This window comes from Shimia sediminis (assembly GCF_003990645.1).
GTDB lineage: Bacteria > Pseudomonadota > Alphaproteobacteria > Rhodobacterales > Rhodobacteraceae > Shimia > Shimia sediminis.
The window spans coordinates 261,628-284,241 of the sequence record NZ_RYZK01000001.1 but is presented as its reverse complement, the minus strand read 5'-3'; the positions used below and the strand labels follow the sequence as shown (position 1 = coordinate 284,241).

Genomic DNA, 22,614 nt, shown 5'->3' with positions numbered 1-22,614 from the left:
CCTTTTTCTTTTCCGGTTCATTTCCGGGGCCGTGTTTCTCAGGTGCGTTCGCGGATCACGTCCATGACCCCCAACCAGAACTCGCGCATGGTGTCCTGATCCAGGCTCATGCGGGTCTCGGCCTCACCCAGCGCCTCTTCGCCAAAAATCCGCATCAGGTCACTCGCCGTGCGCACCTCTGACACACGGCACCCGTCGGCGCGCACGTCCCAGACGCCACCGCCGCCATCAACCACCTCGCGGTTCTGAACCCCGCATCGCTCGGGCGCAGACCAGCCCAGCCGGACCACCCCCAGAATATCGCCCAGCAGTTGCGGTGCATCCCCGAAATAGGAGTGCCCCAGCGTGTCCGCCTCGATCAACGAGGCATCCACCGTGTCCAGCCCGGCAATCCTCACCAGCTCGCCATTGGCATCCCCTGCCCGGCGCCCGCCGTTGACCATGTTCGAGACCTGCAAGGCCTTGTCGTGTTTCGAGGCATAGAGCGTGATGCCATCCGTATGGGCGCTCAACCCCGGAAACCGCGCCTTCAGCTCTGCGCGGTCAACATCCGGGGCGGCCAGGATCAGTTGTCCAAGGCGGCGATCGGGATGGCGCAGGAAAAACGTCTCCAGCGCCTCGATGGCATAGCGGTTGCCCATGGAATGGGCGATCACATGCAGCTTGCCTTCGCCCCGTGTTGCCATCTCGAAAAACGTCTCCATCGCGGGCCGCGAGGCCAGAACCCCGTTCGAGTCACTCAGGTATCCATAAAGCGAGGCCTTGGAAGGCCAGCTGTAATACATCGCCTCGCCCGGAAACTCGAGATCAAAGGCCAGCTGCGCCGCCCGCAGCGCCCCGTCATGAAAGGTCACGTTATAGCCGTGAATGAACAACAGCCTGTCGCGATCCCCGCAACACCCTTCGGCAAAGGCCTCCTCTGCCATCGCTTTCAGGCTTTCCAGCACCACATGTTTGGTGGGATCGGGATGTTCGGTGAAAAACCACCCCGACGGCCGCTCGATCATGCCCGCCATATGCCCCGGCGGGATGGTCACGGTCAGGCTGCCCACGGTCAGCTCGCCACGGTCGCTGCCGAACATCTGCGCCGGATCCGTCGCGCCGGTAGCCACCCGATTGGTGCCGAACCAGACCTTTACCGCAGTTGGATCAGTGTCACCGATGTTGCGCTTGGCTTCTTTGCCCTTCTCGATCGTCTGGCGCATCGCCTGCACAGGGGCCAAGAGGTTGGGCCGCAGCTCCGCGATCTCAGGTTCCAATCGCTTCAGCCGGTCCAACAAGGCCGGATTGGTTGACCCAAGCCGTGCCTCGGCCGCGTTATAGGCGCGCAGGGCGGTGGTCAGGGCGGCATCGCGCTGCCCCAGCGCCGCATAGGCCCGGGACATCAGGTCCAGCGCCAGAGCCGCACGCGGGTCGGTCATGTCAAAGGCGGCGCCGTGTCGTTCCAGCCCGTCCACAATCGGCTGCAACAGCTCCAGCGCCTTGGTCGGATTGCCCACCGCCAGCGCGCTTTCGGCAAACCGCAGCCGCAAATCCGGATCATCGGCCCGCGCCAGAATGCTGTCCGCCATAGCCAATGCCGCGCCCGGATCGCCGGCCAGCCGCTCCTCGTAAGCGGCAAACATCGTCAGGGTCTCCATATCCGGCAGCTCTTGTGCCATGCTCTGACCGGCCCAGGTTCCGGCCCCGATCAGGGTCATCCCGACCACTCCTGCAATCCATGTCGCCTTCACGTCGGCATCCCCCAGTCAATCTCTGATCTCAAATTCCCACAGCGGGTTGTGTAAAAGGCTACCATAGCCCCGCATTCGGTCAAACAGTTTCCCTTGTTTGCTCAAGGTGTTGTGGGCTAGCCTTTGCGTAACTCAATGCGCCGGGGACACCTCATGATCAGATCTGCCTTTGCCGCCCTCGTCATGTCACTCGTCATGACCCTGGGCATTGCCAGCTTGGCCTACGCCGCAACGGATGCGGAACTGGTCGAGGCCGAGGCCTTTTTCGGCAACACTCTGGCGATCTTTGACGTGGTCATGGCCTCCTCTGCCCGCGCGGCCCAGAACCTTGGCGCGCTGATGTCGTCGGTCCCGGCGTTTCCGGGCGAGGTCAGCGGCTTTTTTGCCCGCCTGTCGGAAACCGGCTTCAGCGCCGTGGGGCTGTTTTTCCGCGCGCTGTTTTATCTTGGTCTCGGGGTTCTGGCGGAAATGGCCTATCGCGCAGTTCTCGCCCGCGTCCGCCCGCGCCCTGACGCCGCCCATCCCGTCACCATGGGCCAGCGCGCGGCCTGGGGGCTGGCCAACTTTTTCGGCCTCGGCATCTTCACGCTTGTGGGCGGCTGGCCGCTGCTGATGGCAACCCAGGCAGACCCGATTGCCCAAACCGTGGTCATGACCTATCTCAGCGCCATTGTCGCCGTGCGCCTCTTTGCCATTGCCATCCGCATGGTGCTGTCGCCCTTCCGCCCGGAAATGCGGGTGGCGAACCTGTCCGATCCTGACGCCAGAAAACTCTACTCCCACGCCCTGATGATCGCCATCGCCGCGGCGTTTTTCTTTACCACCGCCACGCTGTTTCACGCGGGCGGCATGGCCTCAACCGCCGTGTTGCTGTTCGTGCTGGTCACCCGCTCGCTTGTCGCAACCGCCGTGATCCTGGCCTTTTTCGGCAACCGGGCAGGCATCGCCCGGATGATCGCCCAGGGCCCCGAAGGCCGCCCCCGTGGCAAAGGCTGGTCGTCCTTTGCGCTGGTCTGGCACCTCTTTGCCACGATCTATGTCGTACTCAGCTGGTTTGCCGCCACGGTGCTGTTGCTGCTTGGCCGGGCCGAGGCCAATGAACTGGCCATGCTCAGCTTTGTTGTCATCATGGGTCTGTTGGCGATCTGTCTCTTGCTGGACGACTGGGCCGCCCGCGTCGACCTCAGAAATCGCGACCCCGAACAACCGGACATGCCCAGCTTTGCCCAGTTCTTTGCCCGGCTGGGGCGTGCCTCGGCCGTGGTGGCCACCATTGTCCTGATGCTGCGGATCTGGAGCACCCCCTGGGGTGGCATTGGCCTGGCATCGCGGGTCTCGGATGGCGTGGTGCCTGCGCTGACGCAGATGTTCATCACCTTCTTCATCGCCTATGTGCTCTGGCAACTGGTGCTGATCGGCTCGGAACGGGTGCTGGCCCGCTCGGCCCCCCGCGAGGGCGAAAGCGAAACCGCGCGCCAGACCCGCATCGCGACGCTTTTGCCGCTGGTGCGCAATATCATGCTGGTGGGCATCGCCATTGTTGCCGGCATGATCGGGCTGTCTGCCATCGGTGTGGACGTGCTGCCGCTTTTTGCCGGGGCCGGTGTGATTGGGCTTGCCATCGGAATGGGCAGTCAGACGCTGGTGAAAGACATCGTGTCCGGCATCTTTTTCCTGCTCGACGATGCCTTTCGCGTAGGCGACTACGTCGACACAGGCTCTGCCATGGGCACCATTGAACGCGCCGGTATCCGCTCTTTGCAAATCCGCCACCACCTGGGCGCGCTGCACACCGTACCCTTTGGCGAAATCCAGACCATCGCCAACCATTCCCGTGACTGGGTGATCTTCAAGATGGACTTCCGCGTGCCCTTTGACACCGACACCCATGCCTTGCGCAAACGCTTCAAGGAGCTGGGCAAAGAGCTGCTGAAAGACGAAGGCGTTGGCCATCTCTTTGTCGAGCCTCTGAAATCCGCAGGCGTGGTGATGATGGACGAAAGCGCGATGATCGTGCGCGCCTCGTTCAAATGCCACCCCGGCGAACAGTTCCAGCTGCGCCGTATCGTCTATGAACAGGTGCGCAAGATGTTCAAGGAAGAAGGCATCGACGTTGCCGTACGCGAAGTCCGCGTACGCTCCACCGGAGGTGGGTCAACCGGCGCCGCAGGCGCGCAGGTCGCCATCGAGGATGCCCTCAAGCAAGACGGCAACCCCTAGCCCTCAGAACCTCTGTACCAGCGACACCAGCACCCGATCCCCGCTGGCGCTCTTGTTGTATTCTCCCTGCACCGACACGCCGTTGCGAAAACCCATGTTCAGCCCCAGCACCCCTGACCATTTGTCCACATTGGTCGAGTTCGCCCGATAGCGCACGTCCAGGCTGTCGCCATCGGGAAAGGCGTCCTCCAGCTTGGTCACCCCTTCGATCTCTTCGTCATAATCAAGGTACGAGACACCCACATAAGGCGCCAGCGCAATGCCGTTGCCCACAATCCAGTTGCGCCCGAACCGCAGGCTGCCCGAGACCGACCGTATCACCGTGTCCGAACTGTCCCCCAGCGTGTCGGTAAAGGCGGCACTGCCGACCAGAAAGAAGTTGTCCCAGCCGTAAACCGCGCTGGCCCCCAACGTCACGGTGGTCGCATCCACCCCCGCATCAAAGTTCGCCGTGACTGAGCCACACGGGTCAACCGGCGTACAAATCGGTGGTGGAAAGGCCGTGTCGAGATCGACCACCACGTCCAGATTGGCAACACCCTCAACCCGTCCGATGGCACCAAAAACGTTGATGTTGGGCAGAATCCATGCGTCCAGCTTGATCTGCTTGGTGGTGGTGTCACTGACCACGTTTTCCAGCGTCACAAAGGGCAGATCCTTCAACTCAGTCCCGGGCGGTGGTGGCGCGCCCTTGCCAAGAGCCACGGCCACATCGGTGATCTCCTGTGCCTGCTCATTGCCGACCCCGATCACCGAGATTCCAAACGGCAATGGCAGCGTGTAGCCACGATCCACCGCCTTTTGCCCGAAAAACGGCAGCACGCGGTCATAGATCACTGGCTCTTCGGTGGGCTGCGGCGCATTCGGGTAGCGCAGTTGCAGGTTCTCCGGCAGGCGCAGGGACATCGCCAGTTGCGGCAGGATTCCACCCGAGACAGCGCCTGCTTCCTCTGCGGCGGGCTCGGGTGCATCGCCTGCGCCCTCGGCCAGCATCACGGCAGGCGCACAGGCAACCACAGAAATGACACCCGCCATACGCGCCATCCGGGCGCAGACATCAGTCATTGTAAAGCAGGTCGGCAACATCATCATTCTCGGATCAAAGGTGGGGCCAGGGTCGCCTCATCCTAGTCGCTTCCCAATGAGCCCGACCAGAGGATGTCTGACCTTTCCCCTGCCCTGTGGCTGCCGGGCCGCATCCCACTGGACAGATTGCAGAGCCGCGATAAGTCTCAGGATATGAGACTGAGAAACACCCGACCCGTCGCCTTGCTCACCCTGGCTGTTCTTGCGCAGACCGCGCCTGGTCTGGCCTCCGGCACGGTAGACTCCCGGCGCCTTGCCGGTGGAGAAATCCGCATCACCTGCACCGGAAACCCGGATCTCTGCGACCAGCGCGCCGCACGGCTCTGTTCGATCGGCTACGAAGAAATCTCACGCCAGACAGATCCGGACAATCCTGCCCGCCTGACGCTCAGCATTCGTTGCGGCTGATTTTAGCCCAACGGGAGACTGGGTCGCCGTTGGCGCATGATTTTGGAGCGAGAGATCAGTTGGGCCATGGGCCGCTCGATGAGCAGCAAACTGAGCCAGGCAATTCCCATGACGGCAGGCACGGCGATCCACAATTGCCCGTAGCCCAGATAGTTCAGTGCATGAAAAACCGGAATGTGCCAAACATAAAGACCAATTGAGATCGGCGGCACGCGAAGCTTTTGCAACCAAACGCGATTCAGAAAGAGCCAGCCAACCAGGTATGCAGGGAAATACCATAGCGGAGTCGAGCCGAAATGGTTCCAGTCTCCGTGGCCGCCAGCATAGAGAAGCAAGGTCACAGCCATCCCGACACACAAAAACGCGACCCCCAGACCGCGTGAAAACAACTCTTTCTGGTACCGACGCACCAGGCATCCAGCATAAAACATCCACGCAGATGTCATGACACGCAAACCAATGAGCATCACGTGCTTGATCACAGGATTCAGCTCTTCCTTGGGAGGTATGGAAAGGTCTGCTGCAAAACTCTGCAGCCCGCCAACACTCTGAACATATGCGGGAAACAGTGTGGAAAAACAGGCGCTGATCACAAACAGCACAAGCAACAGCCCCTTCCAGCGCCGCTCTCCCCAAGCAATGATCGGGAGGGTCGCATAAAGAACCAGAATAGCTTCAATAAACCAAAGAGAGCCATTTCTTATTGACCCGTCGAGCGCGTCAAAACCCGGCGGCACGTAGCTCTGAAAAACAGTCAGCATTCCCAAGGCAAGCCACGGCAACTCTGCCGCGGCAAAGGATGGGATCGGCCACCCGGAATAAAGAAGGATAAGACCACAGGACGCGACCAGACTAGCAACCATTATCGGCAACAGCTTGAGGTATCGGGTGGCCATGAACCGCAGCGGATAAGGCGCGCGCTTGTAATTGGCGAACATGAAGTAGCCGGAGATAAACAAGAACACGGGCACAGCCGGCGCAAGGTGCGTTTTGCTCCCATCCACTCCATGCAACCATGTCAGGCCATGGGTAAATACAAGCAAAAGTGCCAGAGCGACCTTCATGGTCGATACATCGCCAAGCCTGGATGGCTCGCCTTCGCCACCGATCAGATGTTGATTGCCTGCTTCAGACAACAGGTATCTGCCTGTTCGGATGTCTTGCTGGCGTCCAATGATCCACGTTCAAATCCTGACTCTTGGGACATATCAAAGGGCCACAAGACGTTACTGACAGGTATTGCCTTGCGTCTTGTCCCTCAGTCGAGTGTTTCCGGGTTTCCATGGCTTTAGTGTACTTCGCTTTCAGGTTTTCGAAAGCCCCTACTTTGCCCGTATGGTGATAGATACCAATGACTCTTCAGGCGTTTCCACGAAAGCCAATACAGCAAAGACAAGGCGATGATCGCCCGGCAACCAAGTCGCCACCAACTGTCCAATACGATCTGGAAAAAACAGTGCTGGTACCCAAGGCCGGACTCGAACCGGCACGCCCGTTAAGGCGGGGGATTTTGAATCCCCTGCGTCTACCATTCCGCCACTTGGGCACTGTACAGCATCAAACTGCCCGACTGATTTATCCAAGGCGGACGCCAGCGTCCACCCTGAAATCGCACATTTGACGCTAAAACATCACTCCGACCAACCACAGCGTTATTGCCGGGAAGGACACCAGGATCACCACCCGGATCAGGTCTGACAGCACAAACGGCGCCACGCCCGCATAGGTCTTGGAGATCGGAATATCCCGCGCTACGCCGTTGATAATAAACAGGTTCATCCCCACAGGTGGCGTGATCAACCCGACCTCGACCACGATCAGTGCGATGATGCCGAACCAGATCGCCGTGTCCTCGGCGCTCATGCCAAAGTCCAGGACCTCGATCACCGGCAGAAAGATCGGGATCGTCAGCAGGATCATCGACAGCGAATCCATCACGCAGCCAAACACCAGATAGGCGATCAGCATTACGACCAGCACCGTGATCGGCGCAAAGTTCGCGGCCAGAACCCACTCGGCCAGCATGTCCGGCGCGCGGGTCAGCGCCAAAAACCCTTTCAGAATCTCAGCCCCCAAGAGGATGAAAAAGATCATCGCCGTGGCCTTGGCCGTCTCCAGGATCGCCTGGATAAAGCCGTGCAGGTTCAGACGCCCCACCACGATGCCATAAAGCGCCGTAGCCGTGGCGCCAAAGGCTGCGGCCTCGTTCGGGGTGAACAGCGCCTGCGGACCGGGTTTGGCCCAGTTCCAGTCGCCCACGATGCCGCCCATGGTCAGGCCAAAGATCATGATCACTGGCCATGTGGCAAAAAACGTCTTGAAACGGTCACGCATGGGAATGCGCTCGGCTGTGGTGGCGCTGTTCGGGCGCACCCGCACATAGATCGCCACGGTCAGGATATAGCCCAAAGCCGCCAGAATCCCCGGCACCATCGCCGCCATGAACATCTTGACGATATTCTGCTCGGCCATGATCGCATAGATCACCAGAATGACCGAGGGTGGGATCAAAATGCCCAGGGTGCCGCCTGCGGCCAGCACGCCGGTGGACAGGCTGTCGGAATAGCCGCGCTTGCGCATTTCCGGCAGGGCCACCTGCCCCATGGTTGATGCGGTCGCCAGCGACGATCCACAGATCGCACCAAACCCCGCACAGGCCCCGACCGAGGCCATGGCCACACCGCCCTTGCGGTGCCCCAGCCAGTCACTCGCCGCGCGGAACAGAGCCGAAGACATGCCGGTGCGCGTCGCAAACTGCCCCATCAACAGGAACAGCGGCACAATCGACAGCCCCTGGTTCGAGAAGGTCTCGTAGGTCAGGGTTTTCATTTGCGCCATCGGCGCATTGGGCGTGCCCAGCACATACCAGGTGCCAAAGAACCCGGTCAGCGCCATCGCCAGCGCAATCGGCACCCGCAGGAAAATCCCGCCCAGCATCAGGACAAAGCCCGTAAGGGCCAGCGTCAATCCGGTCATAGCGCGCCCTCCTCGCCCTGCAGCATCCAGTTAAAGCTGCGCCAGACCGTGTAAAGCGACACGATCACAAACAATGTCGCGCCCACCAGCGCAAACCCATAAGGAATCCACACTGGGATCTCCAATTCATAAGTAGTTTCCGGGAAAAACGGCTTGTAGCCCATCCCCAGTGCTTCACGCACACCGTCACTGCCAAAGGGGAACTTTTCGCCAAAACCGTGCCAGAGCTGTTTCAGGATCACGATCGAAGCAATGCAAATCAGCAGATCCCCGGCAAACCCGATGATCGCCTGCACCTGCTTGGAAAACTGCACCGTCAGAATGTCCACCGTCACATGGCCGCGATGCAGCTGGCAAAACGGCAGAAAACCGAACACCGCCAGCGCGCAGCCATTGGCGACCAACTCGTAGTCCCCCGGCACCGGCCCCAGACCAAAGCCTGTGAACATCCTCCCGATGATCGACACCACCGTCATCACGGCCATGCTGGTCAGCAGGATACCACCCCCGATGGCCATCCACCGCGAAGTGGCGGCAACAATGCGGCCCACCCGCCGCTCGGCATTCAAAGCTAGTGCCATATCTCTCCCCAGTCAGAGCGCAATCAACGGCGCGCGGGTGTTCAAGGTTTCGATATCCATGCCCGCAACCTTCTTGTAACCATCGGCAAAAGCCCGGCGTTCGTCCAGAGGCATGACGGTTTCGATGTCGTCAAACCCATCAGGCGCCCGTTCCGCCACGATGTCGAGGATCTTGTCCGGCCCGTCGCCGCGGTTCTTCAACACCAGTGCATTAACACTCTCGCGCCGAATATCGTCATAAGATTTCAGTGCGCCGCTATTCAAACCCTTGTCGCGCAGCTCGCGCGCCAGAATACGGGCGTCGATGATGCCCTGCGAGGCGCCGTTTGATCCGATGGGATACATCGCATGGGCCGCGTCCCCCAAAAGGGTCATGTTGTCAAACGACCATTGCGGCAGCGGATTGCGGTCCACCATCGGGAATTCATAGATCGCCTCGGCGCTGCGGATCACATCCGGCACATCGAGCCAGCCAAAGTTCCAATCCTCGAATTCGGGCAGGAAATCTTCCAGCTTGCCGGGGCGGTTCCAATCCTGTTCGCGCCACTTGTAATCCTCGGGCATGGTCAGGTCGGCGATCCAGTTCATCAGACTGCCGCCATCAGGCGTATCCTCGATCGGATAGACCACGAACTTGCGGTGTTTTTCCCCGGCCATCGCCATCGACCGACCTGTCAGGAACTTTGGCCCCTTGGTCACACCGCGCCACATCATCGTGCCGCCCCAATGGGCCGGGCCTTCATCAGGATAGAGCGTCTTGCGCAGGACCGAGTTGATCCCGTCCGCCGCCACCAAAATCGCCCCGCTGACCGTGCCAAGGCTCTCACCGGAACTGCGGCTTTCCAATGTGATTTCAACACCTTCTGCGGTGTTCTTCCATCCGGTGACCGCGTGGCCCATCTCGACCACATCCAGCCCGCACTGCTCTTGCAGACAGCGCAGCAGGTGCATCTGCAACCCACCCCGGTGGATCGAATACTGCGGCCAGTGATAGCCCGCCTTCAGCCCGCGCGCCTCGGACCAGATCAGCCCACCCTGGCGCGAGAAATAGGCCACCTCTTCGGTGCGCAGCCCGATCAGGTCCAGCCCGTCGTCCACCCCCATCTCGAACAACTCGCGCGTGGCATGGGGTTGCAGATTGATCCCCACCCCCAACGGCTTGATTTCGCGCACGGCTTCAAAGATGCGAAATGGGATGTTCAGCTGGTTCAGCGACAGCGCAAGGGAGAGGCCCCCAATGCCTGCGCCTGCAATCAATACAGTCATGTCTTGCAAAAACGCGCCCCACCTTGCAGTGAGGCGCGTCCCTTTTCTCGGATCGTCAGATTATTGCGAATGCTTGGCAACCAGTGCCATCGCATCATCGACCATCGCCTGACCATCAAGGCCCTTCGAGGTGATATCCGCAATCCAGGCTTCGGTCTGGGCCGCGCCGATCGCCTTCAGCTCGTCCAGCGGCGCGCCGTCCAGCGTGTGCATCGGGTTGCCAGTCTCTTTCACAACCTTGAACATCACGTCGTCACCGGTATCCATGGCCTTACCCGCCAGCCCAGAGGCCTCAAGCCCCGAGTTGGCATCGATCACGGCCTTCAGATCATCGGGCAGGCTGTTGTACTTGTCCTTGTTCATGCCCCAGATAAAGGTGGTGTTATAGAGCGCCCGGTCGCCACCGATCTCGGTGTGGCTGTCGGCCAGTTCATGCACCTTCAGCGGCACAACGATCTCCCACGGGATCACACCGCCATCGACAACGCCCTTGGACAGCGCTTCGGGGAAGGCAGGCACCGGCATGCCGACAGGGGTCGCGCCCAGCGTTTTCAGCAGGGCGTTCGCCTGACGTGACGGGCCGCGTAGCTTCAGACCGTTAAAGTCCGCGTTCGCCATGATCGGGTCGCCCTTTTTGTGAACAACACCGGGGCCGTGCACGTGCACCGCAACCACGTGAATATCACCCAGACGTTCGGTCGCGTGTTTCTCGTAGAATTCCCAGAACGCCTTGGACGACGCTTCGGCGCTGAGCGAGGTCATGAACGGCAGCTCAAACACCTCGGTTTCCGGGAAACGGCCCGGCGTATAGGCCGGCAGCGCCCAGCCACAGTCGATCACACCGTCGCGGATCTGGTCATACAGCGCAGGCGGTTTACCCCCCAACTGCATGGCCGGATACAGCTCGACCTTGATGCGGCCATTGCTGTCCGCCATCACCTTGTCGGCCCAGGGCTGCATGAAATAGAACGGCACCGCGGATTTCGGTGAAACAAAGTGCTGACAGCGCAGGGTCACCTCCTGTGCAAAGGATGCCCCCGCAGTCAGGGTTACAGCGACGGCACCAGCCAGTGCCGCTTTAAGCGTGAATTTCATTGTGTGTCCTCCCAGTATCGCAACTTGATGCGTCAGGCCCCTCGCACCGGGGCCGTCAAAAACATGCAATCACATACACCTGTGGCGAGTCACGCTTTTTCTCCCCACTTCGCACAGATTTAATACAGGCGAAACCAAAACTAATGAGTCTGTGATCCCGCTCCCGGTTTCCAGACGCCAGGGCGCGATGCCGCCTGTGTCTTGTGTCCGGGCAAAACTCACAAGCGGCGAAAAACTGGGTCCAATCGCGTATCCGCTCTTGAATTCCGCGCGGATTTCCCGTCCTTGAGGGGTCACAATTGTTTCAACGGATTGCCATGCTGACCAACCTTTACAACTGGACCATGCGTCTTGCCGATCACCCCCGGGCCCTGTGGGTTCTGGCGCTGGTCAGCTTCGTGGAAAGCTCGTTCTTTCCGATCCCACCGGACGTCATGATGATCCCGATGATCCTCGCCCGACCCAACAAGGCCTGGCTGATCGCCGGCGTTGCGCTGGTCGCCTCGGTGCTTGGCGGGCTTCTGGGCTATGCCATCGGCGCCTTTGCCTTTGAACAGATCGGCCAGCCGATCCTGACCAGCCTCGGCAAGGCGGATGCGGTGGCCGAGTTCAACACCCGCTTTAACGACTTCGGCTTCTGGGCTGTGCTGGGCGCGGGCATCACGCCCTTCCCGTTCAAGGTCATCACCATCATGTCCGGCTGGACCGGTATGCCGCTGGGCGTGTTCATCACCACGGCCATCATCGCGCGTGCCTTCCGGTTCTTTCTTGTCGCGGCCCTGCTGTGGAAATTCGGCGCACCAATTCGTGACTTTATCGAAAAGCGTCTGGGGCTTATGACAACCCTGTTCTTCCTGCTCCTTGTCGGGGGCTTTGTTCTGGTGAAATTCATATGACCCTGCCGCGCCGTCTCATCACCCTTGCCCTCACGCTATTCTCGGTCGTGTCGATCCTCGGCGCCTGGGGGTTCGAGGCCGCGGGCATCCTTCCCTGCGCCATGTGCTACTGGCAACGCTGGGGCCACTGGGCCGCGCTTGGCTTTGGCTGGCTGGCCTTTTTCCTTGGCCACCGCGTCTGGTACTACCTCGCCGGGGTCGGCGCGCTGTCGACCTCGCTCATTGGGTTCTATCACTCCGGTGTCGAACGCAAATGGTGGCCCGGCCCCTCGTCCTGTACCGGCGCAGGCCTCAGCTCGGACGCTGGCGATCTCCTCAGCCTCGAGGCGCCGGTAATGCCGATGTGTGATGAAATCCCCTGGGAGATGTTCGGCGTGACCATGGCCAACCTGAATGCCGTTGGCTCGCTGGTGGTCGCGGGTCTGTGGTTCTGGATCGCAACGAAGCCCAACGGCCCCATCCGCCTCTTCTGACCCAGAATTTTCTAGAAAATTCTGCCCCACGGAAAATCTTCTAGAAGATTTTCCTACCCCATCTTCCGTGTTGCCAACAACAGATTGGTCTCGCTGGTACTGACCCCTTCGAACCGCCGGATGCGTCCCAGAACCGCGTCCAGGTCCTCCAGCGTATCGGTGCCCAGTTCCACTATCAGGTCCCAGCGTCCGTTGGTCGCGTGTATCGCACGCACCGCCGTCAGCCCGTTCAACTGACGCGTCACCCGGTCCGCCCCACGCCCCTCGATACCGATCATCATCAGCCCGCGCACCGCATCCCGGTGGGCGTCTTCTTTCAGGACCACCGTAAACCCCACGATGTCGCCACGCTCGCGCAGCCGTTCGATGCGTCCGCGCACGGTCGTCCGCGACACGTCCAGCAGAATCGCCAGGTCCGACAACGAAGCCCGCGCATCATGGCGCAGCGCCGAGATCAACTTGCGATCAAGATCATCCATTTCGGCACATATCCCTTTCGATTTGCAAGAACACCACCCGCTTTGAACAAATTGTCGGGTGCACTTCAACACATATCGAAAGCAGGATGGCACAAAGACATCGCGACGGACACTCCCATGACACCCAAAACCTGTATTTTGATCGGCGCACCTGTGGATTCGGGCAAGCGCCGCCGGGGCTGCCTGATGGGCCCAGACGCCTATCGCACCGCGGATCTGGCCGAGACCCTGATCGCACTGGGGCACAGCGTCATCGACCGTGGCAACCTGACACCGGCCGCCCATGATGGCGATCAGCCCGACCATCCGGTGCATGCGCTCAATGAAACCATCGCCTGGACCCAGGCCCTGTCCGAGGCCGCCGACGCCGCCATGACCCAAGGCCTGCCGATCTTTCTCGGCGGCGATCACAGCCTCTCTGCAGGCACCGTGCACGGTGTCGCCAACCACGCGGCACGCCAGGACCGGCCGCAGTTTGTGCTCTGGCTTGATGCGCACAGCGACTTTCACACCATGGAAAGCAGCGACAGCGGCAACCTGCATGGCACGCCCGTGGCCTATTTCGCGGGCCGCGACGGCTTTGACGGGTTTCCCGCCGTGACCAACCCCGTGCCCGAAGAAAACATCTGTATCATCGGCCTGCGCTCGGTGGACGACGCTGAACGCGCCGCCCTGCAAACCAGCAACATCCACCGCCACGACATGCGCGAGATCGACGAACACGGCATCGCCAAACCGCTGCAGGCCTTTCTCGATCGCGTCACCGCCGCGGACGGCATGCTGCACGTCAGCCTTGATGTCGACTTTCTGGATCCGGATGTCGCCCCTGCCGTTGGCACCACTGTCCCCGGCGGCGCCACGGTGCGCGAGGCCCATCTGGTCATGGAGATGCTGCACGACAGCGGCCTGATGACCTCGATGGACCTGGTCGAGCTGAACCCCTTCCTCGACACCCGGGGCCGCACCGCCAAGCTGATGGTTGACCTCGCCGCCTCGGCCCTTGGCCGCCGTATCTTTGACCGTGTCACGCGGAGCTATTGATGCAGACGCTTCAAGCCCCTGACGCGGTGGTGATGATCCGCCCACATCACTTTTGTTCCAACCCGGAAACCCGCGACGACAACGCGTTCCAGACCCTGTCGAACCGCTCTGCCGACGCCACCTCCGAGACCGCGCTGGCCGAGTTCGACACCGCTGTCGCGCGCCTGCGCAAGGCTGGCGTGATCGTGCATGTCTTTGACGATAGCAGCACTGAGACCCCTGACAGCGTCTTTCCCAACAACTGGTTTTCCACCCACACCGGCGGCCATATCGCGATCTATCCGATGTTTGCCGCCAACCGCCGCCTTGAACGTCGTTCGGGCGTGATCGAGATGCTGAAACGTGACTACCGCGTGCAGGACGTGATCGACTATTCCGGTCTGGAACAGGATGGTCTCGCGCTCGAAGGCACCGGCGCCATGGTCTTGGACCACATCGGCCGCATTGCCTATACCGTGCAGTCGAACCGCGCCGACCCCATCCTGCTGGAACGTTTCTGCACGCACTTCAACTATGAACCCATCGCGTTCGAGGCCAAGGATGTGCAGGGCCGCGATGTCTATCACACCAATGTCCTGATGGGCATCGGCACTGACTATGCGCTGGTCTGCCTTGAGATGATCGTCGATCCCGCCCGCCGCCGCACCGTGGCCGAGCGTCTGGAACAATCGGGACGCCATGTGATCGACCTCAGCCATGCCCAGATTGGCGAATTTGCAGGCAATGCCATGGAACTCACCGGGGATCGCCGCATCCTCGCGCTGTCGTCGCGTGCCCTCAGCAGCCTCACCGCGCAACAAATTGCAATCATTGAAAAATCCGCGCAACCCTTGCCGCTGGACATCCCCACAATTGAGACCGCCGGCGGCTCGGTCCGCTGCATGCTCGCGGGCATTCACCTGACCCGCCGCACCGAAAGGACCCCGTCATGAGCACCCCTTCCGACAAAGCCCTCGTCCCCTTCGTCAGCGTCGACAACATGATGCGCCTGATCCACCACATCGGGGTTGAGCCTATGCTGCGCGATCTTGCCGCCTATATCGAATCCGATTTTCACCGCTGGGAGCTGTTCGACAAAACCCCCCGCGTTGCCTCGCATTCCGATGTCGGTGTGATCGAGCTGATGCCCACCTCGGATGGTGAGGCTTATGGCTTTAAATACGTCAACGGCCACCCCAAGAACACCGCCGAGGGCCTGCAGACCGTGACCGCATTCGGCCTGCTCGCGGATGTCTACACCGGCTATCCTGTGCTGCTCACAGAGATGACCATGCTCACCGCCCTGCGCACCGCGGCAACATCAGCAATGGTCGCCAAGTATCTGGCCCCAAAGGGGTCTGACACGATGGCCATGATCGGCAATGGCGCCCAATCCGAGTTCCAGAGCCTCGCGATGAAGGCCATTTGCGGCGTGGAGACCATCCGACTCTATGACAAGGACCGCGCCGCATCCGAGAAATGCGCCGCCAACCTCGCCAGCACGGGCCTGAAAACCGTGATCTGCACCTCACCGGAACAGGCCATCGAAGGCGCGCAGATCCTCACCACCTGTACCGCCGACAAGCAGAACGCCACGATCCTCAGCGACAACATGGTCGGCGCGGGCGTGCATATCAACGCCATCGGCGGCGACTGCCCCGGCAAGACGGAACTGGCCAGGGGCATCCTGGAACGCTCTGACGTCTTTGTGGAATTCCCGCCCCAGACCCGCATCGAAGGCGAAATCCAGCAGATGCCCGAGGATTTTGCCGTCACCGAATTCTGGCAGGTGGTCACCGGCCAGACACCGGGGCGCACCAGCGACCGCCAGATCACCCTGTTTGACTCGGTTGGGTTCGCGATCGAGGACTTCTCGGCGCTGCGCTACATCCGCGACAAGGTCAAAGACACGCCCTATCACTATGACCTCGATCTCCTGGCCGACCCCGACGATCCCCGCGATCTGTTTGGCATGCTGCAACGCGCCAAGGCCTAAGGGGTTCAGGGGGCCAGCCCCCCGGACCGCACTGGTAGCCGGGGGGCCAGCCCCCCGGACCCCCCGGGATATTTTTGGCCAAAAGAAGCAGGGGTCTGTGGGGGCCTAGACCACGCAGTTGGAGATCCACGCATAAAGCGGCAGGCCCACGGTCAGGTTGAACGGAAAGGTGATGCCAAGCGAGGCCGAGAGATACACCCCTGACTTGGCCTCGGGCAGCGCGATCCGCATGGCCGCAGGCACGGCGATGTAACTTGCCGAGGCCGCCAGCGTCATGAACAGGAACGTGCCCCCCTGCGACAGGCCAATCAGCACCGCGATGGCAAAGCCCATGAGGCTGCCCACCACCGGCATCACACAGCCAAAGGCCACCAGCCCGCCGCTGATCTCGCGACGATGCGCAAGCAGGCTGCGCCCGGCGTTCAGCCCCATGTCCAGGAGGAACAGGCACAACACGCCGGTAAAGGGCACCACGATGAACTGGTCGATCTGCGCCAGCCCCGGCTTGCCCGTGATCGCGCCGATCAGGAAAGCCCCGACCAAAAGAACAATCGACCCATTGGCAAGGATATCGCGCATCAGCCTGGCGTCCAGCCTGGTGCCCGGACGGCTGCGTGCCGCCAGCCACAACGCCGAGAGGATCGCCGGAACCTCCATCACTGCTGCCACGGCCACCATGTAGCCTTCGGATGAAATACCGCTTGTTTCCAAAAGGTTGGCAGCCGTCACGAAGGTCACGATCGAGATCGACCCATAGTGTCCGGCCACCGCCGCCGCGTCCAACCGGCTGAGTTTGGTGATCGCGCGCAAGAACGCATAGGCCATGAAGGGCATGACAAAGGACAAGACTGCCCCGGCCGCCAAAGCCGCAAACAGTTTCGCCGAAGCGCCCGAGTCCGAAATGCTGACGCCGCCTTTGAAACCGATGGCAAACAACAGGTAGATCGACATCACCTTGGCCGCGCCATCCGGGATCGAAAGGTCGCTGCGCATCACCGCCGCCACAAGGCCGAGCGCAAAAAATAGGATTGTTGGGACCAGCAAATTGTTTGCCAGCAGGGAAAGAGCACCGTCCATCTTGTCCTCCGAAACGGGGTTTCTCGTTGTCGAAGCGATATGTCTTGCCCCTGTCCCGCAGTAAAATATATATAAACTGTGTTTTTAATAGCCTGCAGCTATGTAAGGAAAGAAGACCCTCATGCGCCCCACCCTGCGCCAGCTGGAATACATCGTCGCCGTGGCCGATTGTGCCCGGTTTGGTCAGGCGGCCGAGCGGCTCAACGTCAGCCAGCCCAGCCTTTCAGCCCAGATCGCCGAGGCCGAGGCCGATCTTGGAGCGCGCATCTTCAACCGGGGGCGCCACGGGGCCACGCTGACCCAGGCAGGCGTCGACATCGTGCGCCGCGCCCGCCGTATCCTGAACGAGGTTGAGGATCTGCGCGCCTCGGTCACTGGCGACGGGATTTTCCAGGGCCGTCTGCGCCTGGGCGTGTTGCCCTCCATTGGACCCTATCTCCTGCCCGGCGTGGTGCGCCATTTGCACCGTGCGCACCCGGACTTTCGGCTGGTGATCCGAGAAGAGGCCACCGACGATCTGGAGCAAGGGCTGCGCAGCGGGCGGCTCGACATGATCCTGTCCACGCCCGAGGATCACCCCGGCACGCTGCAGACACCGCTGTTTCGCGAAAGCCTCTGGGCGGGCCTCGCGCAGGATGACCCCTTGGCGTCCGACACCGCCCCGCTGGCGCTCTCTGATCTCACCGGGCAGGCCTTGCTGACCCTCGGGCCACGGCACCGATTGTCGGGAATTGTGGTCGAGCTGGCCGCCGCCGCCAATGCCCATGTGCCCGACGAATACGAAGGCACCAGCCTGGCCGCGATCCGGCTCATGGCGGCGGCAGGCAGTGGTGTTGGAATCCTGCCCCGCCTCTATGCCGCGGCAGAGGCGCGAAATGTCGACGACGTCCGTTTGCGGCGCATCGACTCTGCGCGGGCATTTCGGGTGATTTCGCTGATCCAGCCCGCCGCGTTTGAACCGCGTCCGGGCAGTGATATCCTCGCTCAGGCGCTTCAGTCCGAGGCCGAGCGGATCATGGCCCAACTGCCGGATAGCTGAGTCAAATTGCTTAAGGAACCGCTAACAAGTAATTGAAATTTGGTAAATAACCATGTTGTACAACTTGGTCAGGTGGCCCCAGAAAAGTTGTACAACATGGAGAATTCGCCATCTCATGCCTCGAGTTCGGCATCCCAGTACAGGAAATCCATCCAGCTTTCGTGCAGGTGGTTCGGCGGAAACTTGCGGCCCGTATTCCGCAACTCTTCTGCCGCCGGTTGCCGGGGTGGTTTGCGCAGATGCATGCGTGCCTTCTGCAGTGACTTGGACCCCTTTTTCAGGTTGCAGGGCGAACAGGCCGCCACCACATTCTGCCAGCTGGTCACCCCGCCCGCGGCCCGTGGAATGACGTGGTCAAAGGTCAGGTCGCCCTTGCTGCCACAGTACTGGCAACAGAATTCGTCCCTCAGAAATAAATTAAAGCGCGTGAAGGCCACGCGCTTTTGAGGTTTCACATAATCTTTCAGAACCACCACACTGGGTATCCTGATCTCGGTACTGGGGCTCCTCACCACCGTGTCATATTCTGCAACGATATCAACACGATCCATATAGGCGGCCTTGATTGCATCCTGCCAGGGCCACAAGGATAATGGGTAATAGGAAAGGGGTCTGTAATCCGCGTTCAACACCAGCGCCGGGTGCTGTCGCGCCCCCGCAGGTTGCCTTACAAAGTCTGTCCTGAAGTCGCCATCCATGGCTCGAGTCGTCCTCCGCCTATCGCGTTTCGGGAAAAACTTGGGACACAAGTTGATTTCGAAACGCCCACACCCTTGTTAGGTTCCGGGTGCTTCGCCTCATTGTCGTATCTCAACAATAAGTCGAAACACTGTCGCCTGCTCTTGTTCCAGCACCAAAGCAGGCAGCCCCGCCCCGGCTCAAACCTACTATATATCGTGGCAAGCATCTGGCAAGCCTCACGATATACGGTTTTCACAAAGACGGGATAGGCCGGGAATGTAACGCGGTCATGACGGTGCGATTGCCCGATTTTCAGGCAATCGCATTTTTATGTGCCGGGTGTTTACCGCAGCACGTTAAAGACTTTTGAAAGCGTCAAAGACACCCTGGTGTCGTCCTGCGCAACCATGCCACCAATGCCGTAACGACCAATCGCGTTTGTCGCTTGTGCATCAATGCTGAAACCGCTGTTCCCGACGGTATAGCGCAGCCCTGCAGCCCAGGTGAAATCTGACCCGTCAAGCGCCACGGGCGTCACCTCGGCGATCAGGTCCAGGCCGTCAAAGACGGCATAGTTCACCCCAAGCCCCAAGCCCGCAATTTCGGTGTCGCCAAAGGCCGCAACCTTCGGGTTGACCGTGAAAATGGCGCCATTGGACGCTTTGTAGCTGCCGATAAGTTCAGCAAAAAAGACCCCGATACGTTGCGTGGTATCAATGCGACGACCATACAGTGCCCTGGCGCTCAGCGAGAAAGAGTCTCCGTTGTTTTGATCCATCAAGCGCAGTTTTGGCCCCAGCATGTAGCGGGCATCGGACGTCGGAACCAAGGATTGGTCAGCCGTCGCATTGTCGGAATACTGCTCTACGATGAACTGAAATTCACCGTCACGGTCGGGGCTGATCGACAGCAGCGCACCGGCTTGGTTGTCCGACCCATACCAGGCAGATACCCGGACATCGCCAGGCTCAGACACATCTGCCGAGCCCATCGTGAATCCGTCCTGTTGTACAGTCCGTTGACGCGCGGTCAGCGGCGCGGGGGCACCACGATAACTGTTCGGGCGATTTGCGCCGGGCGTATACACCAATCTCATTCCGATCAGAGGTTCATCGCCTTCGGGCCAGAATGTAAGGACACTGGTCGCAGGCGTCATCCCGATACCGTTGGTCACATAGCCTTCCAGTGCGGCTTTCGGAGAGACATTGTATCGTGCGCCGACCGACCAGACCGGCGTTTTTTCATAGGATCCGTCACTAGCAATCGTGTTGGTTCCGCTGATGGGTGCATCCACGGTGCCGAACAGAGCCCAGCGATCACTGGCCCTGTATGTGGCCCCAAAGCCAAGTGACGCAATGGTGCCATAGAAATCCACGCCGTTCACGGTGCTCGGCATGTAGTACAACGCGGGCACAAAGTGCAGCTGCAGATCGCTGGACACATCATAAGACACCGGGAGCTTCAGGGCCCCGATCGTGGTGCCAGATGCGTCGCCGCCAAACAAAGGTGATTCCAGTTCGAGAAAGTTCTCGATCGATCCCAAGGCCGAAACGCTGAAGCGATCACCGGAATACAGCTGATACTTACCCCACCCCGCCAGCGTCGTCATGTGTACATCCGGAAGGGCACCACCGATAAGGCCGCCAACCGGATCAACATAGTTGTGAAGATCCATGCCCAGCATCAGCCGGTCATTTACCGCATAGCTGCCGCCACCATAATACAATTGGTTGCCGGTTCCCGATGCCGTGTCCGGGTTCGCCTGTGACGTTCCAAGGGACAGCTCTACCGAGCCCTTGTGATAGGTGTTGGCAGTGTCGAATGACAACATCCGCACCGGATGATCTGCCAAAACGATTGTACCTGATTCCGCTGATGCCATCGGCGCAAGTGTGCCGAAACCAGCGGTGAATACTGTCCCGAGAAGAAATGAATAAATGGAAGGAAAGGAGTTTCTACGCATTGCGGCCTCCGAGGCGGACGAAAAAATCAATTGAGTTCTTATAGAACCTGCATTTCAGGACGCAAAGAACTATAACCGTTTCCGTCCCGATACCGATTTTCGATTTACGTTCTATGGCAGATTTGCCACTTGGTCACTTGCTTGGCTCACAGCCCCAGCTTGTCGCGCATAAACGCCAGCGCCACCGACAGGCCGTCCGGGGCAATCCCGTGCGCGGTGCCTTTCATGATATGGGCATAAACATCCGTGAACCCGGCGTTCTGCAAGGCTTCTGCCGCCTGTGGCAGTGACTGTACCGGCACCACGTCATCCTGATCGCCATGCACCAGCAGGATCGGCGGCTTGCTCTGCGCCTCATCCCCGAGCAGTTCCGGCGCCAGCAGGCGTCCGGAAAAGGCCACGATCCCCGCAACTTCGTCTTCACGGCGCGGGGCCACATGCAACGCCATCATGGTGCCTTGGGAAAAGCCGAACAGAACGACCTGCTCAGGCAACAGATCCTCATCCACCATCACCGCATCCAGAAAGGCATTCAGATCTTCTGCCGCCGCCTGCAGGCCACGTTCGCTTTCTTCCTCGGATGAGCCGTCGATCCACGGGATCGGGAACCATTGCAGCCCCATCGGCATGCCCGGAATGCTTTCCGGGGCATCCGGCGCCAGGAACAGCGTGTCCGGCAGATGCTCGGCCAGGGGATCGGCCAGCCCCAACAGGTCGGCTCCGTTCGCACCATATCCATGCAGAAAGACCACCGCGCTGCGGGTGGTGCCTGAAATCGGCTCTTTGCGGCCTGCTGATAAAACGCGAGTCATCGGATCCCTTCCCTGTCCTTTGCCACCCGGTAGTAGGCCCAAAGCGCGCGCGCCGCAACCGACCGCCACGGGCTCCAGTCCTCGGCCATTTGCCGCAAGGCTTTTTCACTGGGCCGCTCGGGCAGCTCGAACAGGATGCGCGCGGCTTCCTGCAACGCCAGATCGCCCGGCGCGAAGACATCCGCACGACCCAGCGAGAACATGGCATAGACCTCGGCTGTCCAGGGGCCGATCCCCGGCACGGCAACAAGGGTGCTGATCACCGCGTCATCCGGAAGCCCACGCAGATCGGCATAGTTGATGCCTGCCTCGGCCAGCGCGCGGGCATAGCGGATTTTCTGACGGCTGAGCCCCACGGCGCGCAGATCGTCATCGCTGGCCCATTGGATTTTGCGCGGACCGGTCAGCCGCGCGTCCTGCATACGTTTCCAGATCGCAGCAGCCGAGGCTGTGCTGACCTGCTGGCTGACAATGGCGCTCAGAAGCTGGGCAAACCCGTCGGCCCGCCGCCGCAAAGGCAAGGGCGCGCACTGTTCCAACACCGGGGCAAATCGCGGCTCCTGCGCAATCAGCCACGCCGCACCTTCGGCCACGCAGGCGTCGGTTTCAATGATGCGTCCGACCATGTCACCCACGGCGCTCTCCTTCTCCGGTTTGCGAAGCTCAGGAATGCTTGGCGCGATCGGGGCGGCAATGCAATCGCCAATCCGCAAATGACCCACAAGAGCGGCCTGCGCGCCAAGCCCCGGGGCTACCGCCCATTTTGGGATTGCTGACCTGCCCCCGTCCGAAGAATCCGGACGATCGCGGAAA

Annotated in this window: 21 protein-coding genes and 1 tRNA gene; 8 read left to right on the top strand and 14 right to left on the bottom strand. The window is 60.6% G+C overall.

Annotated features, from left to right (window positions below; translation table 11 throughout):
• Positions 1-38 precede the first annotated feature (38 nt).
• Positions 39-1,700 carry an alpha/beta hydrolase gene (locus tag EK369_RS01385; protein WP_127111895.1) on the bottom strand — a complete coding sequence of 554 codons (1,662 nt, stop codon included), beginning with the start codon at positions 1,698-1,700 and terminating at the stop codon, positions 39-41.
• Between the two features lie 186 nt (positions 1,701-1,886).
• Here EK369_RS01385 and EK369_RS01380 point away from each other — a divergent pair, with 186 nt between their 5' ends.
• Complete coding sequence (locus EK369_RS01380; protein WP_164726782.1) at positions 1,887-3,953, top strand: mechanosensitive ion channel family protein; 2,067 nt, start codon at positions 1,887-1,889, stop codon at positions 3,951-3,953.
• 3 nt (positions 3,954-3,956) lie between these two features.
• Here the strand turns inward: EK369_RS01380 and EK369_RS01375 are convergent, their stop codons facing one another.
• The gene (locus EK369_RS01375; protein ID WP_127111893.1) at positions 3,957-5,018 is read right to left on the bottom strand and encodes an autotransporter outer membrane beta-barrel domain-containing protein; all 1,062 of its coding nucleotides are present in this window, start codon (positions 5,016-5,018) and stop codon (positions 3,957-3,959) included.
• A 174-nt stretch (positions 5,019-5,192) separates the two neighbouring features.
• Here EK369_RS01375 and EK369_RS01370 point away from each other — a divergent pair, with 174 nt between their 5' ends.
• Entirely contained in the window at positions 5,193-5,447 is a 255-nt protein-coding gene (locus EK369_RS01370; RefSeq protein WP_127111892.1) for a hypothetical protein, read from the top strand.
• 2 nt (positions 5,448-5,449) lie between these two features.
• On the opposite strand, the gene EK369_RS01365 is transcribed toward EK369_RS01370, so the two are convergent.
• From EK369_RS01365 to EK369_RS01340, 6 genes are all read right to left on the bottom strand, one after another.
• Complete coding sequence (locus EK369_RS01365) at positions 5,450-6,583, bottom strand: acyltransferase family protein (RefSeq protein WP_127111891.1); 1,134 nt, start codon at positions 6,581-6,583, stop codon at positions 5,450-5,452.
• Between the two features lie 324 nt (positions 6,584-6,907).
• A tRNA-Leu gene (locus tag EK369_RS01360) sits at positions 6,908-6,993 on the bottom strand.
• A 77-nt stretch (positions 6,994-7,070) separates the two neighbouring features.
• Entirely contained in the window at positions 7,071-8,423 is a 1,353-nt protein-coding gene (locus EK369_RS01355; protein WP_127111890.1) for a TRAP transporter large permease, read from the bottom strand.
• Positions 8,420-9,004 (bottom strand): TRAP transporter small permease, encoded by a 585-nt coding sequence (locus tag EK369_RS01350; RefSeq protein ID WP_127111889.1) that lies wholly within the window; start codon positions 9,002-9,004, stop codon positions 8,420-8,422. The genes EK369_RS01355 and EK369_RS01350 overlap by 4 nt, the downstream gene beginning before the upstream one ends.
• A gap of 12 nt (positions 9,005-9,016) precedes the next feature.
• On the bottom strand, positions 9,017-10,270 hold the full coding sequence (locus EK369_RS01345; protein WP_127111888.1) for a flavin-dependent oxidoreductase: 1,254 nt from the start codon (positions 10,268-10,270) through the stop codon (positions 9,017-9,019).
• A 60-nt stretch (positions 10,271-10,330) separates the two neighbouring features.
• Entirely contained in the window at positions 10,331-11,365 is a 1,035-nt protein-coding gene (locus EK369_RS01340) for a TRAP transporter substrate-binding protein (RefSeq protein WP_127111887.1), read from the bottom strand.
• 317 nt (positions 11,366-11,682) lie between these two features.
• On the opposite strand from EK369_RS01340, the gene EK369_RS01335 reads away from it, so the two are divergent.
• Both EK369_RS01335 and EK369_RS01330 read left to right on the top strand, forming a co-directional pair.
• The gene (locus tag EK369_RS01335) at positions 11,683-12,261 is read left to right on the top strand and encodes a YqaA family protein (RefSeq protein ID WP_127112489.1); all 579 of its coding nucleotides are present in this window, start codon (positions 11,683-11,685) and stop codon (positions 12,259-12,261) included.
• Positions 12,258-12,734: a disulfide bond formation protein B gene (locus tag EK369_RS01330; RefSeq protein WP_127111886.1), complete on the top strand. Its 477-nt coding sequence runs from the start codon at positions 12,258-12,260 to the stop codon at positions 12,732-12,734. Before EK369_RS01335 ends, EK369_RS01330 begins: the two co-directional genes overlap by 4 nt.
• Positions 12,735-12,787: 53 nt before the next feature.
• On the opposite strand, the gene EK369_RS01325 is transcribed toward EK369_RS01330, so the two are convergent.
• Positions 12,788-13,213, bottom strand: coding sequence for an Lrp/AsnC family transcriptional regulator (locus EK369_RS01325; protein WP_127111885.1), 426 nt, complete (start codon positions 13,211-13,213; stop codon positions 12,788-12,790).
• Positions 13,214-13,330: 117 nt separating this feature from the next.
• Between EK369_RS01325 and rocF the strand changes: the two genes are divergently transcribed.
• Genes rocF through ocd form a run of 3 tightly spaced genes read left to right on the top strand, consistent with a single transcriptional unit; the run spans position 13,331 to position 16,229 of the window.
• On the top strand, positions 13,331-14,254 hold the full coding sequence (gene rocF / locus EK369_RS01320) for an arginase (protein ID WP_127111884.1): 924 nt from the start codon (positions 13,331-13,333) through the stop codon (positions 14,252-14,254).
• Complete coding sequence (gene ctlX, locus EK369_RS01315; protein WP_127111883.1) at positions 14,254-15,186, top strand: citrulline utilization hydrolase CtlX; 933 nt, start codon at positions 14,254-14,256, stop codon at positions 15,184-15,186. Before rocF ends, ctlX begins: the two co-directional genes overlap by 1 nt.
• A complete protein-coding gene (ocd, locus tag EK369_RS01310) occupies positions 15,183-16,229 on the top strand; it encodes an ornithine cyclodeaminase (protein WP_127111882.1) in 1,047 nt (348 codons plus the stop codon). The genes ctlX and ocd overlap by 4 nt, the downstream gene beginning before the upstream one ends.
• Positions 16,230-16,334: 105 nt before the next feature.
• Here the strand turns inward: ocd and EK369_RS01305 are convergent, their stop codons facing one another.
• Complete coding sequence (locus EK369_RS01305; RefSeq protein WP_127111881.1) at positions 16,335-17,306, bottom strand: sodium-dependent bicarbonate transport family permease; 972 nt, start codon at positions 17,304-17,306, stop codon at positions 16,335-16,337.
• A 121-nt stretch (positions 17,307-17,427) separates the two neighbouring features.
• Between EK369_RS01305 and EK369_RS01300 the strand changes: the two genes are divergently transcribed.
• Positions 17,428-18,345 (top strand): hydrogen peroxide-inducible genes activator, encoded by a 918-nt coding sequence (locus tag EK369_RS01300; protein ID WP_127111880.1) that lies wholly within the window; start codon positions 17,428-17,430, stop codon positions 18,343-18,345.
• A gap of 113 nt (positions 18,346-18,458) precedes the next feature.
• On the opposite strand, the gene EK369_RS01295 is transcribed toward EK369_RS01300, so the two are convergent.
• From EK369_RS01295 to EK369_RS01280, 4 genes are all read right to left on the bottom strand, one after another.
• The gene (locus EK369_RS01295; protein ID WP_127111879.1) at positions 18,459-19,043 is read right to left on the bottom strand and encodes an HNH endonuclease; all 585 of its coding nucleotides are present in this window, start codon (positions 19,041-19,043) and stop codon (positions 18,459-18,461) included.
• Between the two features lie 326 nt (positions 19,044-19,369).
• Positions 19,370-20,908, bottom strand: coding sequence for a hypothetical protein (locus EK369_RS01290; protein WP_127111878.1), 1,539 nt, complete (start codon positions 20,906-20,908; stop codon positions 19,370-19,372).
• 227 nt (positions 20,909-21,135) lie between these two features.
• A complete protein-coding gene (locus EK369_RS01285) occupies positions 21,136-21,801 on the bottom strand; it encodes an alpha/beta hydrolase (RefSeq protein WP_127111877.1) in 666 nt (221 codons plus the stop codon).
• On the bottom strand, positions 21,798-22,427 hold the full coding sequence (locus tag EK369_RS01280) for a DNA-3-methyladenine glycosylase family protein (protein WP_127112488.1): 630 nt from the start codon (positions 22,425-22,427) through the stop codon (positions 21,798-21,800). The genes EK369_RS01285 and EK369_RS01280 overlap by 4 nt, the downstream gene beginning before the upstream one ends.
• Positions 22,428-22,614 lie beyond the last annotated feature (187 nt).